Genomic DNA, 13981 nt, shown 5'->3' on the forward strand with positions numbered 1-13981 from the left:
TTATCTAGTTTTGAGAGAACATTTTTTAAATATCTCTTGATTTATTTTCAATACATAGTATAATATCTTTTGTCACTAAATTGTCTGGTGATGATGGCGAAGAGGTCACACCCGTTCCCATACCGAACACGGAAGTTAAGCTCTTCAGCGCCGATGGTAGTTGGGGGTCTCCCCCTGTGAGAGTAGGACATCGCCAGGCTTTCTTCATTCCGCAGTAGCTCAGTGGTAGAGCTATCGGCTGTTAACCGATCGGTCGTAGGTTCGAATCCTACCTGCGGAGCCAATTTGGAGAGCTGTCCGAGTGGCCGAAGGAGCACGATTGGAAATCGTGTAGGCGGTAACCCCGTCTCAAGGGTTCGAATCCCTTGCTCTCCGCCACAAATTTACATAATAAAGGGCCCGTTGGTCAAGCGGTTAAGACACCGCCCTTTCACGGCGGTAACACGGGTTCGAATCCCGTACGGGTCACCATTTTATAGAATATACACCAGTATTTTTTATTCGGAGGATTAGCTCAGCTGGGAGAGCATCTGCCTTACAAGCAGAGGGTCGGCGGTTCGAGCCCGTCATCCTCCACCATATCTTTTATATCGTCGCGGGGTGGAGCAGTTCGGTAGCTCGTCGGGCTCATAACCCGAAGGTCGCAGGTTCAAATCCTGCCCCCGCAACCAAAATGGTCCGGTAGTTCAGTTGGTTAGAATGCCTGCCTGTCACGCAGGAGGTCGCGGGTTCGAGTCCCGTCCGGACCGCCATTTTTAAAATGAATACTTGGCTCGGTAGCTCAGTTGGTAGAGCAACGGACTGAAAATCCGTGTGTCGGCGGTTCGATTCCGTCCCGAGCCACCACTATTTGCCGGTGTAGCTCAATTGGTAGAGCAACTGACTTGTAATCAGTAGGTTGGGGGTTCAAGTCCTCTTGCCGGCACTGTTTTTCAAATGTGGAGGGGTAGCGAAGTGGCTAAACGCGGCGGACTGTAAATCCGCTCCCTCCGGGTTCGGCGGTTCGAATCCGCCCCCCTCCACCATTTTTATTTTCATAGGGGCATAGTTTAAAGGTAGAACAGAGGTCTCCAAAACCTCCGGTGTGGGTTCGATTCCTACTGCCCCTGCCAATTTTCTTAATATGATTCATAACATCTATGGCGGTTGTGGCGAAGTGGTTAACGCACCAGATTGTGGCTCTGGCACTCGTGGGTTCGATTCCCATCAATCGCCCCATTTTATTATTGGGCTATAGCCAAGCGGTAAGGCAACGGACTTTGACTCCGTCATGCGTTGGTTCGAATCCAGCTAGCCCAGTTAATGTGCGGAAGTAGTTCAGTGGTAGAACACCACCTTGCCAAGGTGGGGGTCGCGGGTTCGAATCCCGTCTTCCGCTCCAATAATGGCGGCATAGCCAAGTGGTAAGGCAGAGGTCTGCAAAACCTTTATCCCCGGTTCAAATCCGGGTGTCGCCTTTTTGAAAAGACTGCCGGGGTGGTGGAATTGGCAGACACACAGGACTTAAAATCCTGCGGTAGGTGACTACCGTGCCGGTTCAAGTCCGGCCCTCGGCACCATGTTTTTATTATAAGTTGCGCTCTTTAATAATCATGCCGGTGTGGCGGAATTGGCAGACGCGCACGACTCAAAATCGTGTTCCTCACGGAGTGCCGGTTCGACCCCGGCCACCGGTATCATGATACTGCTTGCCAATGCAGTGAAATCAACGTTTCTTACATTTCGTAAGAAGCGTTTTTTATTTGTCTTAAATACGATTCATAGAAAAATATCGTGTACATAAAATCGTGTGCGTACCCTGTCATCAAATAAGGAGGAATAAAAAAGTGGCAAAATGAATCTAAAATCCATATTAGGAATACAAAAACATATAAAGAGCGGATCGTGCCTATACAGTCAAAGATGAAAACACAATTACAGAAATACATTCAAATTCGTGGAGTAATGGTAACAGATGCTTTATTTGTCACTCTTGCCGGTGAGAAAATGTCTAAAAGGCAATTCCAAAACAGGGTAACATTTTACGGTAAACAAGCCGAAATAAAAGGTGTTAGATGTTCCTGCCATACGTTTAGACATACCTTTGCAAAAGTAAGTGTAAAGAACGGTGCAGGGATATTTGAATTACAACAAATTTTAGGGCATACAAGTATGGAGATGGTAAGGGTATATGTCAATCTGTTTAGCGATGATGTAATGGATAAGCATAGAACTTTTTCACCTTTAGTTAATTTAAACGTCAGAATGTAGATGAACTTTGCAATAATTCCTATTTGATTAAATATTCACTATTTTGTATATTTATAATATTGAGGAGGGATATTTTTGGAGATAAAGTTTGCTGATTTATCGGATGCATTGGTAATACATGATTTAATGACAAAGGCATTTATGGAGTATAAAGACGCAGTACCACCATCAAGTGCTTTGGAGGAAACTGTGCAGTCCGTTTTAATTGCCTTAAAAAACGGAGAAAGGAGTTTAATTTGTTTTATTGAAAATCAGCCAGTTGGAATGGTTCGCTTTCAGATAAAAGAAGGTAGTTTATATTTTTATAGACTATCAGTAATTCCAGAAATGCAGGGTCATGGTATTGCGAAAAAATTATTAAGTTTTTTAGAAGATTTTGCAATACAAGAAGAAATAACTAATATATTTTGCAAAGTTCGTATGACAGTGAGTAAAAATATAAAATTATATATTTCGATGGGGTATTTCATCTACGATGAGGAAGTAGTACATAAGCCAAACGGTTTAAGTATAAAAGTTGTTTCTATGAAGAAAAAACTTGGTGAAAAATTATCGATTGGAGGGTGAGGTTAATGCATCTGATATGTGAAAGTGAAAAATTAGAAGATTATTTGATTGAGTTAAAACAAGTCAATTATACTAATCCTATTATTAGGTCGAAAGCAGATGAACTTTTTATTTCAGCTCAAACTGAAATTGAAAAAATAAAACTTGCCTATGAGTATGTTCGTGATGAAATATCTCATTCTTGGGATATACAAGGGAAACGAGTAACATGTAATGCATCGGATGTATTAGTGTATAAAGAAGGAAGATGCTATGCAAAATCTAATTTGTTAGCATCTTTATTACGTTCTCAAGGAATACCAACAGGATTTTGTTATCAACGATTGATGTTGTTCGATATACCAGAAAAAGGGTATTGTATTCATGCTTTAAATGTTGCTTTCTTTAAATCACTTAATAAGTGGGTAAGACTTGATGCTCGTGGAAACAAAAAGGGAATTGACGCACAATTTTCAATTGATGACGAAAAATTAGCTTTTACTGTCCAAGAGGAATTTGGTGAAAAGGACTATCCTATTATTTATGTAAAACCAAATCCTAAAACCATAACTGTATTAGAAGAAAATACGGATGCATTAGAAATGTATAAACACCATTTACCACAGAGATTATAGCTGTTTTGCTAACCTGTGATAATTGAATAACACACAAAGACCATTTTGTGGTCTTTTTCTTTTGGTCAACAACATTCAATTATGAATTGATTTGTAAAAATAGACCATGACCTAAATAAACAATTTCATTGCTCCTTATTTGTGTTCAAATAAAGTTATTCATCTATTTTTTGAACAAAATGTAAATTAAGTTATAGACTTTAAATGAACATATCGGTAAAATATACATAACAACAAATAAGAAACACAAAGTTAGGTGTCGGGGTGCTTATCACCAAAGTTAGAAGGTCAATGTTATTTAATGGTGATAGCACTCCTGCTCCCACAATCAGAGTTAAAATCAATGCCGTGTCAAACATTAGAAAATACCCTTTATTGACAGTATTTCACCTTGTGTTTTCCTTGCTATTAATTTCTAAAAAAGCTAAAATAGGTTCATAAATTAACAGGTCGTATGACACGATTTTAAGAAACAGTTGATAAATAGCAAAATACCAATGGTTCATGGGTTCAGACGTTCAAGCACGACTCAAAATCGTGTTCCTCGCGGAGTGCCGGTTCGACCCCGGCCACCGGTATCTATTAAAAGTTTCATCGGCGGTATTTACCGTTGAATCTAACGTTTCTTCCTTGTGGTGAAACGTTTTTTTGTATGTTAAATGAAGTGTTGATATTTTAAATATAAACCTATTAGAAAATAGAAAACATGTCATTCCTTTTAGCAGAATAATTCTTTAGATCATTTGCAACATTTGATAAGATACATTTAACTATGTGAGACAGAAAATTTAGATGATACCTCTGAAATAATCCTAAAGGATTCATCTAATGATTAAGTGGAAAAATCCTGCGAAAAGTCATAAGGCAACTTATTGCCAAGTACTACCTTTGTATAACTGAACTTATACTTATGGGCAAACACACATCGTTGCAGAATTCATCATTGTGACCCAATTTGAGGGGGACTTTCATGAACAATCAATATGAAAATGAAGAATTACTGACTGGTGGGAATGTCTCGAACGTATATCGTGTGGGGGATACCGTTCGTCGAGAAGTAAAGTCAGACAGCATCAATATACAGAAGCTGCTAAAGCATTTGGAAAATAAGAACTTTCACTATGCTCCAAAGTATTTAGGGGTTGATGAACAAGGTAGAGAGATATTGTCCTTCATTGAAGGCGTAGCCGGTCATGATCCTTTAAAAGAATACATGTGCTCTCACTATGCCTTAAAAGAAATAGCGAGAATGCTTAGACTGTATCATGATGCTGTTCGTGACTTTCCCATTTCAGATGATTGGGAACGAATGGACAATACGCCTAGCGAAATAGAGGTTGTGTGTCATAATGATTTTGCTATGTACAACATCATTTTCAAAGATAAAAAGCCAGTGGGAATCATTGATTTTGATGTAGCTGCTCCTGGTCCAAGACTTTGGGATATCGCTTATACCCTTTATACATGTGTGCCTCTCAGTAGACTTTTTCGCACTGAAAAGGGGGAGATCGTGAATTATCATTCATTAGAACATGCAGACCATATAAAGTATAGAGTCAAACTGTTTTTTGAAGCTTATGGTGAGGAAATAGCAGAAGATTATGTGGACATGGTGTTGCTGCGTTTAGAAGGTTTATGTCAATACATGAAGCGAAAAGCGGGTGAAGGTGATAGAGCGTTTCAAAACATGATTCATGAAGGACACCTTGAGCATTATCAACAAGACATTCAATTCATTCAAGAACATAGAAAAGAATGGATTTGAGATGTGCAGGGGATTATGCCAATCGTTTAGCTTCCTACTCTTTAAATTAAAAGGCAAATAGAGATTGGCAGATTGTCTTTATCTAGACGTAAAATTACTTTTGAAATAGAGAAAAAATGAATGGATTGTATTTAGAATGACTACGTGGAGACATTTCCAGAAACTGAAGGCGTGTATTATGTTGAAGATCGTTGGGAGAACTACGATAAAATCAAAAAAGTGATTCAAAAGCTTTATATAGATTGGGTGAATCAACGTTAAGGAATCAGCTTTATGATTCAAATATGAGAAACTCACCTTTCTACTAGTTTCTTGTGGATGTTACACTCACTTGGCTATAGTATATCAATAGAATGAATGTAAAAAGGCGGAGTTGTTAACTTGCAAATAAGGACGATAGTACAGACCATCATTGAAGACGAGGGATCACATGATTATCCGCTTTTTAGACAGTACTGTGTGAAGAAAGAACAGGGTCTGCGTAAAGATGCGTTAAAGGTTCTTCGGTTTTTTGTTGAAGAGATGAATGAGAACGAATTTGCAGCACGGCGTTCATTTGTTGTTTGGCTGTTTGAGAAGATTGAACGGTTTGAGGATGGTCATCATTTGCTTGTGTATCCATTGATAACTGGGGTGATTCAGCCTGTTCTGCAAGAGTGGGAGAAGGTTGATCCTATGGATGTGAGACCGTATCGCTGGCAGGGCTTGTTTGTGCATCAGGGAGAAGGGCTGCCCTATTTATTGAAGGCACTAGAGCTTGGAGGTAGCAAGGAGCAGCGTGTCATTGTACAAATTTGCGAAACCTATTTATCGGCTTTGTGGTATTCGTTTCATCATATACATGAAGATCTTTATTTAAGCACCTATGAGAAAGATCAAGAGCGAATTCAAGGCATTGAAGATGTCATGATGCTGATCGAAGATAAAAGGATTCGTACCAATGTTGAAAAACAAGCAGCCTATTATGATCAGCTTTTATCGGACTGGAAGAAATTTCAGCAAACGGAGACAAGAGGCTTTATGAAATGGTGTGCGGAGCGTAAGAAGCCGTATGAGTGGGTAGAGGCATTTTATTTTCATCAATAGTTGTTTGTATAAGAAAAGGCAGAAATCAACTCTGCCTTTTTATTTATGCCATATTCGCTCTATTTCTACATGATCTGGTCTAAAATTAAAATATTTCAGAACATAGACATCTGGATTGCTTAGCTTCTCCCACTCTTTGAATCCAATCGTTGGATCGGCGTGTTTTAGAAGCAGGCTCATAATATTACCATGCGTGACGAATAGAGTATGATCTTTTCCTAATTTTATTTGTTCATAGAGTGCTTCTACAATACGATTCATCGCTTCTTGGCTCGATTCTCCGCCTTCACAGGTCATATGCAAGTCCGTAAAACTGAGCTTTAGTTTCTCATACCAATCGTCCATTGGTCTGCTGCTTAACACACGTTCAGAGAGACGATGATCAATTTGTACCTCGAGCTGTTTTTCATGAGCAAGAGGTTCAGTGGTTTGGGTCGCTCGTCTATAAGGACTTGAGATGATCTGTTTGAGGTGAATGCCAGAAAAGAACTGTGCTAGTGCGTGAGATTGTGCGATGCCTTGAGGCGTTAAAGACGCATCCTTGGATTGTCCATTTGCTTGGCAGTGTCTGACGAAATAATATGTTTTCATGGGCCACCTCTTTCATCGAGTATAAAAAAATCATCCAGGATTGGATGAGGATTCATGAAGGTCTAGGTTCATTTGTTCGGATCTGTTTCTTTATAGGGATCTGTTAGCTTCGAGGTGAGGTCTAAGTTGAACAAAAAATCATCTACTGTGTCTGTACCAAAGGGAAGTGCGGAGAAGTTAATTGGGATGCTGTCTTCTTTCATTTCTGAGATGATCTGTTGTTTAGGCTGCTTTTTTCTCCAGTACTTAAACAAGCGCATGTAAAGCCCCCTTTTCTATGAAAAAGATGGATTTATACATAATATACGGGGAGAGTTGTCCAGGCGTCAAATGTTTTCTTAGAGAACGATGAAAAGAGCCATAGGAAAGCAAGGCCCTTTTGTCCATTTACTTGGCACGACGTAATGCTTTCAGCACTTTACGTTCGCATTTTAAGTTGTATCGCTTCTGATGAAGTTTATCTGTGTTACATCTGCCAATGACTTGGCGGACATCTGGATGATAAATGATGAGATGCCTGTAAGCTGGATCATTTAATAACTCATGAAACCAGCTATGTTTTTTGAGATGGGCTGCGTTTCTAGAGATATCCTCTTCATCTACCTGTAGAAAAGGGATATATACAGCAAGTGAAAAGATATCGAAAATGAATCCCATGTTGGTTCCTCCTTCCATATTATTTCCTACGCTTAGAAGGAGGAAAGGTTTCATTCAATAAAACTTTAAAAACAATCCCAATGCATAAACCATTCTTTTGTGTCTTTGTCGTAATAGAAATACATCGTGCCATTATCACCAATCATGAACCGGGGTTTTTCTTCTGAGGCGATTTGCAGCATGAATTCGCCTTGTTGTTGATGGGGTGGGGATTGAATATACGCCCCATATCCACCGATTTTTGTGAACGAATAATTGGTGTATTGATCAAAGAAGTGTTCTGTCGCTTCATCACTTTCATTTACTTCTGATAAATCGACGTATGACCACGCTTCTTCCCAGCAAGGGTAGTCTTCTTGCTCACTTTCCTTCCATTGGATTTGAAAGGGTTTGAGTCCTCTCACTTCTTCAGGAGTTTCAACTACTTCTAATCCTTCCATATCTGCATATTCAATGAGCTTCCAGCACTCGCCGTTTTTGGTAATATCCATCGGAAGTGCTTTCTGGTTGAGAAAGATTTGAATCATTTTACATTCATTGAATTCGTTCAATCCTCCTGGCACTTCAGGTAAATAAATTTGTAAGATCGGAATCATGACGCCATCTTGATCTATGGGCCAGCCTTGATCAGGGTGGATGAAGAAATGACCGGCAAACCAGCTGTGTGCTGCTGGATCAGGACGAAAGCCGCCAATCTTAGCCACGACGGGTGTTTTTCCAATTTGCTTTAATTCATGAAAAGCCTTGATCTCCATTATTTATCCCGCCAATCTTTAGCCTGCAATGTGGGCATCTTGAAACGTGCCATTGATATTGCCTGAGACAATGATGACATGTCCCCAAAATAAATCACCGTCATGACAGTAGACTTCAAACTCTCCATCTGGGTAAGCATGCAGACTTTCAAGTGAGATGCGGCTTATAAAGTGATCCAGCGTAAGCTCTTCTTGTGTTTCAGCGGAGTCATCTTGTGCCTGCCAGTCTTTAGCTAATTCAAGCAGCTGATTTGCTGCAAATGATTTAATAGAAGCATCCCATGTAGTCTGCCCTTTCATGAGTTGTCTAGCGGTTCGAAGAGAGTCGTTTACTTTTTCATCTTCTTCGAGGTTGAAGTAGAGCAGGCACTCTTCATTACTCCACTGGATCGTTGTTTCAAATAAGTCTAGTCCTTTCACTAATTCAAAGGTACCCAGCATGTCATCATGATAAAAAACAGGTTTTTGGGCTTCTTCTAGTATCACTTGCAGCTCTTCATCCTGTGTATCTGTATCGATGAGTGACACAAGCATGAACTCACCTTCACCTTTTCGGACCTGAAGTGTCACGATTGATTCTTTATGTAATTGTGCCTGCTTTTCCCTTAATCCCTCTTCATCTGTTAACCAGCAGAGTCTGATGTTTTCTGTTGTGATGAGGTCTTTATCTTTGCATGCAATGAGGGGAATTGAAGCGGTCCAAAGAGATTCCTGTCCGGCTGCTTTTCCTGCACCTACTCCAGAGGGTCCTGTGACAGCAATGATGTGGTCTATTTCTTCTGAAAATCGTTCTTCAAATGCGTTTATTTGTTTGTTATGTTTCATTTGATGTCCTCCAGCCTGATTTGTTGAAAATCTATATCTTTATCACACCGCATATGAGGAGGAGAAATCAAGCTTTTTTTGCTTAAAACTTTTTTAGATTGTCAGAAGGAGAGAAAATACAGGGATGGTGGAAGTTATCGAATTTTGTATAAATTTAGATGAAAGAGTCGAAAGACCTAGGTGATTCTTCCTTTTCTTTATAATTACTTTGACACGAATAGATGAAAAAAGTAAAGTAGTACTGAGTGATTTACAAACCCTTCTTCATCCATTGAATTGCAAAGTGTGTGTAAAAGAAATGTAAATGGATATTTTTCCTTTTATTTACTCGTATTTTTTTTGAAACCTATAATGCTTCTCATACGTTATATTAGAGGAGCACACATATCCGGCGGCAACAGAGCATCGGAATGCTTGGTGAAGAAGATTTACATTTGCAAAATCAATGTAAATTTTTTATGATTTCATTTATATCAGAACGATAATAAGAAAGAAGAGGTTTTATGAAAAAAATATTTGCGAACAAATATAGCTTTTTTGTATTGGCTGTCCTTTTATTTTGGGCGAAATCGTATGCAGCCTACAAAATGGACTTTAATTTAGGAGTGAAAGGTTCTTTTCAAGAGGGTCTTCTTTTATTAAATCCATTTAGTTCAGCCATTGTGTTTTTGGGACTGGCTCTCTTTTTGAAGGGTCGTAAATCTGCCATTGTTTTAATTGTGATTGACTTTATTATGACCGCACTTTTATATGCGAATGTAGCGTACTACCGTTTCTTTGATGACTTTTTGACTTTCTCCACAATGAAGCAAGCAGGCAATCTTGGAGGAGGCATGACTGGCGGTGTGTTATCTAGTATTAAGCCGCATGACCTTTTGTATTTCCTTGATATTATGATCTTGATTGCGATTGTGATTTGGAGACCAGAAGTGAAGAAATTCCAAATGAAAAAGACATTTGCACTGCTGATTGTAGCTGCAGGTGTAGGACTGTTCTTCGTAAACCTTCATTTAGCTGAAAAGGACCGTCCAGAATTGTTAACAAGAACATTTGATCATAAGTATGTTGTTAAATATTTAGGTGTTTATAATTATACGATTTATGACGGAGTACAATCAGCACAAAATGCAACACAGGTAGCAAATGCGAGCAGTGAAGATTTAACAGATGTTGTAAACTATACAGCTTCTCACTATGCGAAGCCAAACGCAGAGTATTTCGGTAAAGCAAAAGGGAAAAACATCATTAAAATCCATTTAGAAAGCTTCCAGTCTTTCTTAATTGACTACAAACTAAATGGAGAAGAAGTGACACCGTTTTTAAACAAGCTGGCTCATGGGAAAGAGGACTTTACGTATTTCGATAACTTCTTCCATCAGACAGGTCAAGGAAAAACAGCTGATGCTGAACTGATGATGGATAATAGTATGTTCGGCTTGCCAGAGGGGGCAGCGTTTGTAACAAAAGGTGAAAACACTTACCAATCACTCCCTGCCATTCTAGATCAAAAAGCAGGCTATACGAGCGCAGTGCTTCACGGGGACTATAAATCTTTCTGGAACCGTGACACGATTTATAAGCATATGGGATATGATCAATTCTTCGATGCTTCATATTACAACATGGATGAAGAAAATCTTGTGAATATGGGTCTGAAGGATAAACCATTCTTCAAAGAATCAATCCCGATGCTAGAATCAATGAAAAAGCCATTTTATGCACATTTAATGACATTGACTAATCACTATCCATTTAATTTAGATGAAAAAGATGCGACGATTGCTAAGGCAACAACTGGTGACAAAACAGTAGATAACTACTTCCAAACAGCAAGATATCTAGATGAGTCATTAGAGCAATTCTTTAAAGACTTGAAAAAATCAGGTATGTATAAAGACTCTGTCATTTTATTATATGGTGATCACAACGGTATTTCTGAAAACCATAACCGTGCAATGAGCGAAATTCAAGGGAAAGAAATTACACCTTATCAAAATGCACAAAACCAGCGTGTACCACTCATGATTCGTATTCCTGGCAAACAGGGCGGCGTGAACCATACGTATGGTGGTGAAGTAGACGTGATGCCTACGCTTCTTCACTTACAAGGTATTGATTCAAATGAGTATGTGAATTTTGGAACAGATCTATTCTCTAAGAAGCATGATCAAACTGTTGCATTCCGTAACGGAAACTATGTGACACCAAAATATACACTTGTAGATAACACTGTCTATGATACAAAAACAGGTAAAGTTGTGAAACAAAATAAAAAGACAGAGGCGATTAAAGCCCGTGTCGATAATCAGTTAAGCCTATCAGATAAAGTGCTTTATAGGGATCTTCTTCGATTCCACAAGCTGTCTGATTTTAAACCAGTGAATCCATCTGATTATTTCTATGGTAAATCAAAAGAAAAAGAAGAGAATTCTACTGCTAAGTAACTGAGTTTTGGGCAAGCACAGAAGGGTGCTTGCCTTTTTCTCTCTCATCGCTTGATTTGTTGGCAAATTATGTTTATATTTAGGGTGATACAAGCGTTATGCTGGCGTGCAGCTAGCGGAACTCATTTCGTCCTAGGGGATTTCAGGAGGAGCTTATGACAACAAATACAAAAACACAAAAAAAGAAATCAGAAGTATGGGGCTGGCTCAAAGCGATCTTAATCGCATTCATTGCCGTTTTTATCATTCGTAACTTTTTATTCGCACCGTATATTGTAAAAGGGACCTCTATGGATCCAACATTGCATAATACAGAGCGGGTTTTTGTGAATAAGACGGTTGATTATTTCGGTGATTATAAGCGGGGACAGATCATTGTTCTTGATGGGGAAGACCGCAGTACTCATTATGTTAAACGGTTGATTGGTTTACCTGGTGATAAAATTGAAATGAAAAATGACCAGCTGTATGTCAATGGTCAAAAGGTGGCAGAGCCTTACTTAGCGTCAAACAAAAAGAAAGCAGCCGCAGATGGCATCTTGCTGACACCTGATTTTGGTCCTCTTACCGTTCCAAAAGGCAAGTATTTTGTCATGGGTGACAACCGTCAAAACTCAATGGACAGTCGCAATGGCTTAGGTCTTTTTACAAAGAGTGATATTCAAGGAACGACATCATTTGTGTTCTATCCTTTCCAAGACGTTCGACTACTCAATAATGAATGAAACATAAAAAAGCACACAGAGGAGGTGTGCTTTTTCTATTTCATTCAGCCTGGCTTTTTTTGATCGCCTGTTCAAGGTCTGCAATAATGTCTTCAATCGCTTCTGTTCCAACAGATAAACGAATGAGCTCAGGTGTGACGCCTGTCGCTTTTTGTTCTGCTTCACTTAATTGCTGATGCGTTGTGCTGGCAGGATGAATGATCAATGATTTAGAATCGCCCACATTTGCGAGATGTGAGAAAAGTTTAACTGAATCAATAAGCTTTTTACCTGCTTCTCGTCCACCTTTAATACCGAATGTGAGAATGGCGCCTTGTCCTTTTGGTAAATAGGTTTGAGCAAGCTCATAAGATTCATGGCTTTCAAGACCTGGGTAGCTTACCCAATCTACAAGAGGGTGATCTTGTAAGAATTGCGCTGTTTTTAACGCATTTTCACTATGTCGCTCGAGACGCAGATGCAAAGTTTCTAGGCCTTGCAGAAGTAAAAATGAGTTGAAAGGTGACAAGGCTGCTCCTAAATCCCGTAAGAGCTGCACACGTGCTTTTGTGATATAAGCCGCTTCTCCAATTGCTTCGGTATACGTCAGGCCGTGATAACTTGGATCTGGTTCAGTCAGCCCTTTGAACTTATCACTGTCGGCCCAAGGAAACTTGCCGCTATCGACAATGACACCGCCAATTGATGTACCATGACCGCCAATGAATTTTGTAGCGGAATGGACGACAATGTCTGCGCCAAACTCAATCGGTCTTAATAAATAGGGGCTTGCGAGCGTATTGTCCACAATAAGCGGAATGTGGTGCTTGTGTGCAATGGCTGAGATGGCTTCAATATGTAGAATGTCGCCTTTAGGATTCCCAATACTCTCTGCATACACTGCCTTCGTTTTGTCTGTAATCGCTGCTTCGAGTTCTTCAAGGTTGGATGAATCGACAAATTTCACTGTAATGCCGAGCTTTTTAAGCGTATGAGCAAACAGATTGTAGGTGCCTCCATAAAGGCTGCTGGAGGATACAATTTCGTCACCAGCTCCTGCAATATTTAAAATAGAATAAGTGGTCGCTGCTTGTCCAGAAGAGACAGCAAGTGCACCAATGCCGCCCTCAAGCTCGGCGATCCGTTTTTCAAAGACGTCATTTGTGGGGTTCATAATGCGAGAATAAATATTTCCGGGTTCCTGCAGTCCGAATAAATTCGCCGCATGCTCACTATCTCTAAAACCGAAAGAGCTTGTTTGGTAAATAGGCACGGCTCTTGAATAGGTTGCTGAATCAAGCTCCTGACCTGCGTGAATGGCTTTTGTTTCTAAACGGAATGGATGTTCTTCTGACATGTGTGTATCCTCCTTTTGTTAGATAAAACCAACTACTTTGATAAGAAATATTTAATAAGACTATAAATCTTGTTTCGAGCTTGGTCAATCATTTTTTAGATAAATCTGAAAAAATAATAAATAAAGTTGATGGGCTTTTTTAATTTCAATGAGGAAGGGTGTGGATACGCTGGATGAAAAGAGGGGTTGTTTCATTAGAGAGTACGGATCAGTTTTTTTGAAAGCAATCAATCATTGCCAACTAGTGAAATCATGGAAATGTCTATGCTGTAAGTTGTTTTTTCATAAAAAGAAGCGAATCATATGTTGGATGTTACTCAAGAAAAGAAAGGGCTTTTTTCCCAATGGACTTTCTTGTATATACAT

At 39.4% G+C, this 13981-nt stretch carries 13 protein-coding genes, 16 tRNA genes and 1 rRNA gene; 24 read left to right on the forward strand and 6 right to left on the reverse strand.

Annotated features, from left to right (window positions below; all coding sequences use genetic code 11):
- Nucleotides 1-83: 83 nt before the first annotated feature.
- The 22 genes from rrf to MHB83_RS09445 all read left to right on the forward strand — a co-directional run bounded on the left by rrf (nucleotide 84) and on the right by MHB83_RS09445 (nucleotide 6282).
- Nucleotides 84-199 (forward strand): 5S ribosomal RNA (gene rrf, locus MHB83_RS09340).
- A gap of 9 nt (nucleotides 200-208) precedes the next feature.
- Nucleotides 209-283: transfer RNA gene (locus MHB83_RS09345), tRNA-Asn, on the forward strand.
- 4 nt (nucleotides 284-287) lie between these two features.
- Nucleotides 288-378 (forward strand) — tRNA-Ser (locus MHB83_RS09350).
- Nucleotides 379-396: 18 nt separating this feature from the next.
- Nucleotides 397-471 (forward strand) — tRNA-Glu (locus MHB83_RS09355).
- A 32-nt stretch (nucleotides 472-503) separates the two neighbouring features.
- Nucleotides 504-579 (forward strand) — tRNA-Val (locus MHB83_RS09360).
- Nucleotides 580-594: 15 nt separating this feature from the next.
- Nucleotides 595-671: transfer RNA gene (locus tag MHB83_RS09365), tRNA-Met, on the forward strand.
- A gap of 4 nt (nucleotides 672-675) precedes the next feature.
- A tRNA-Asp gene (locus tag MHB83_RS09370) sits at nucleotides 676-752 on the forward strand.
- 18 nt (nucleotides 753-770) lie between these two features.
- Nucleotides 771-846 (forward strand) — tRNA-Phe (locus tag MHB83_RS09375).
- A 6-nt stretch (nucleotides 847-852) separates the two neighbouring features.
- Nucleotides 853-925, forward strand: a tRNA-Thr gene (locus tag MHB83_RS09380).
- 15 nt (nucleotides 926-940) lie between these two features.
- Nucleotides 941-1025 (forward strand) — tRNA-Tyr (locus tag MHB83_RS09385).
- 13 nt (nucleotides 1026-1038) lie between these two features.
- A tRNA-Trp gene (locus MHB83_RS09390) sits at nucleotides 1039-1112 on the forward strand.
- Between the two features lie 30 nt (nucleotides 1113-1142).
- Nucleotides 1143-1218: transfer RNA gene (locus MHB83_RS09395), tRNA-His, on the forward strand.
- 9 nt (nucleotides 1219-1227) lie between these two features.
- A tRNA-Gln gene (locus MHB83_RS09400) sits at nucleotides 1228-1299 on the forward strand.
- A gap of 7 nt (nucleotides 1300-1306) precedes the next feature.
- Nucleotides 1307-1381 (forward strand) — tRNA-Gly (locus MHB83_RS09405).
- Between the two features lie 5 nt (nucleotides 1382-1386).
- Nucleotides 1387-1457, forward strand: a tRNA-Cys gene (locus MHB83_RS09410).
- Nucleotides 1458-1470: 13 nt separating this feature from the next.
- Nucleotides 1471-1559 (forward strand) — tRNA-Leu (locus MHB83_RS09415).
- 35 nt (nucleotides 1560-1594) lie between these two features.
- A tRNA-Leu gene (locus tag MHB83_RS09420) sits at nucleotides 1595-1676 on the forward strand.
- A 208-nt stretch (nucleotides 1677-1884) separates the two neighbouring features.
- The gene (locus tag MHB83_RS09425; RefSeq protein WP_253622796.1) at nucleotides 1885-2250 is read left to right on the forward strand and encodes a tyrosine-type recombinase/integrase; all 366 of its coding nucleotides are present in this window, start codon (nucleotides 1885-1887) and stop codon (nucleotides 2248-2250) included.
- Between the two features lie 75 nt (nucleotides 2251-2325).
- Nucleotides 2326-2817 (forward strand): GNAT family N-acetyltransferase, encoded by a 492-nt coding sequence (locus tag MHB83_RS09430; protein WP_253622795.1) that lies wholly within the window; start codon nucleotides 2326-2328, stop codon nucleotides 2815-2817.
- Between the two features lie 5 nt (nucleotides 2818-2822).
- Entirely contained in the window at nucleotides 2823-3431 is a 609-nt protein-coding gene (locus MHB83_RS09435; RefSeq protein ID WP_137054873.1) for a transglutaminase family protein, read from the forward strand.
- Between the two features lie 970 nt (nucleotides 3432-4401).
- Nucleotides 4402-5196 (forward strand): phosphotransferase, encoded by a 795-nt coding sequence (locus MHB83_RS09440; RefSeq protein ID WP_137054872.1) that lies wholly within the window; start codon nucleotides 4402-4404, stop codon nucleotides 5194-5196.
- A 381-nt stretch (nucleotides 5197-5577) separates the two neighbouring features.
- On the forward strand, nucleotides 5578-6282 hold the full coding sequence (locus tag MHB83_RS09445) for a hypothetical protein (RefSeq protein WP_342496263.1): 705 nt from the start codon (nucleotides 5578-5580) through the stop codon (nucleotides 6280-6282).
- Nucleotides 6283-6321: 39 nt separating this feature from the next.
- Here the strand turns inward: MHB83_RS09445 and MHB83_RS09450 are convergent, their stop codons facing one another.
- The 5 genes from MHB83_RS09450 to MHB83_RS09470 form a co-directional block, all read right to left on the reverse strand.
- Nucleotides 6322-6873, reverse strand: a complete 552-nt coding sequence (locus MHB83_RS09450) for a histidine phosphatase family protein (protein WP_342496264.1) — start codon at nucleotides 6871-6873, stop codon at nucleotides 6322-6324.
- Between the two features lie 68 nt (nucleotides 6874-6941).
- The gene (locus tag MHB83_RS09455) at nucleotides 6942-7133 is read right to left on the reverse strand and encodes a hypothetical protein (protein ID WP_113386886.1); all 192 of its coding nucleotides are present in this window, start codon (nucleotides 7131-7133) and stop codon (nucleotides 6942-6944) included.
- 127 nt (nucleotides 7134-7260) lie between these two features.
- Entirely contained in the window at nucleotides 7261-7530 is a 270-nt protein-coding gene (locus MHB83_RS09460) for a hypothetical protein (protein ID WP_113386887.1), read from the reverse strand.
- Between the two features lie 65 nt (nucleotides 7531-7595).
- On the reverse strand, nucleotides 7596-8285 hold the full coding sequence (locus tag MHB83_RS09465) for a DUF1963 domain-containing protein (RefSeq protein WP_339161595.1): 690 nt from the start codon (nucleotides 8283-8285) through the stop codon (nucleotides 7596-7598).
- Between the two features lie 18 nt (nucleotides 8286-8303).
- The gene (locus MHB83_RS09470; protein ID WP_342496265.1) at nucleotides 8304-9110 is read right to left on the reverse strand and encodes a DUF2262 domain-containing protein; all 807 of its coding nucleotides are present in this window, start codon (nucleotides 9108-9110) and stop codon (nucleotides 8304-8306) included.
- A 503-nt stretch (nucleotides 9111-9613) separates the two neighbouring features.
- Between MHB83_RS09470 and MHB83_RS09475 the strand changes: the two genes are divergently transcribed.
- Both MHB83_RS09475 and lepB read left to right on the forward strand, forming a co-directional pair.
- Nucleotides 9614-11554 carry an LTA synthase family protein gene (locus tag MHB83_RS09475; RefSeq protein WP_339165339.1) on the forward strand — a complete coding sequence of 647 codons (1941 nt, stop codon included), beginning with the start codon at nucleotides 9614-9616 and terminating at the stop codon, nucleotides 11552-11554.
- Between the two features lie 155 nt (nucleotides 11555-11709).
- Nucleotides 11710-12279, forward strand: coding sequence for a signal peptidase I (gene lepB, locus MHB83_RS09480; RefSeq protein WP_003211638.1), 570 nt, complete (start codon nucleotides 11710-11712; stop codon nucleotides 12277-12279).
- Nucleotides 12280-12319: 40 nt separating this feature from the next.
- Here the strand turns inward: lepB and MHB83_RS09485 are convergent, their stop codons facing one another.
- Nucleotides 12320-13615, reverse strand: coding sequence for a homocysteine synthase (locus MHB83_RS09485; protein WP_226804829.1), 1296 nt, complete (start codon nucleotides 13613-13615; stop codon nucleotides 12320-12322).
- Between the last annotated feature and the right edge of the window lie 366 nt (nucleotides 13616-13981).

Source organism: Bacillus sp. FSL K6-3149 (assembly GCF_038630515.1).
Lineage (GTDB): Bacteria > Bacillota > Bacilli > Bacillales > Bacillaceae > Bacillus > Bacillus pumilus.

Bases quoted from the DNA above. Each gene is read 5' to 3' on its own strand.
- MHB83_RS09435 (WP_137054873.1), top strand. From the start codon at position 2,823: ATGCATCTGATATGTGAAAGTGAAAAATTAGAAGATTATTTGATTGAG.
- MHB83_RS09440 (WP_137054872.1), top strand. From the start codon at position 4,402: ATGAACAATCAATATGAAAATGAAGAATTACTGACTGGTGGGAATGTC.
- MHB83_RS09450 (WP_342496264.1), bottom strand. From the start codon at position 6,873: ATGAAAACATATTATTTCGTCAGACACTGCCAAGCAAATGGACAATCC.
- MHB83_RS09455 (WP_113386886.1), bottom strand. From the start codon at position 7,133: ATGCGCTTGTTTAAGTACTGGAGAAAAAAGCAGCCTAAACAACAGATC.
- MHB83_RS09460 (WP_113386887.1), bottom strand. From the start codon at position 7,530: ATGGGATTCATTTTCGATATCTTTTCACTTGCTGTATATATCCCTTTT.
- MHB83_RS09465 (WP_339161595.1), bottom strand. From the start codon at position 8,285: ATGGAGATCAAGGCTTTTCATGAATTAAAGCAAATTGGAAAAACACCC.
- MHB83_RS09470 (WP_342496265.1), bottom strand. From the start codon at position 9,110: ATGAAACATAACAAACAAATAAACGCATTTGAAGAACGATTTTCAGAA.
- MHB83_RS09475 (WP_339165339.1), top strand. From the start codon at position 9,614: ATGAAAAAAATATTTGCGAACAAATATAGCTTTTTTGTATTGGCTGTC.
- lepB (WP_003211638.1), top strand. From the start codon at position 11,710: ATGACAACAAATACAAAAACACAAAAAAAGAAATCAGAAGTATGGGGC.
- MHB83_RS09485 (WP_226804829.1), bottom strand. From the start codon at position 13,615: ATGTCAGAAGAACATCCATTCCGTTTAGAAACAAAAGCCATTCACGCA.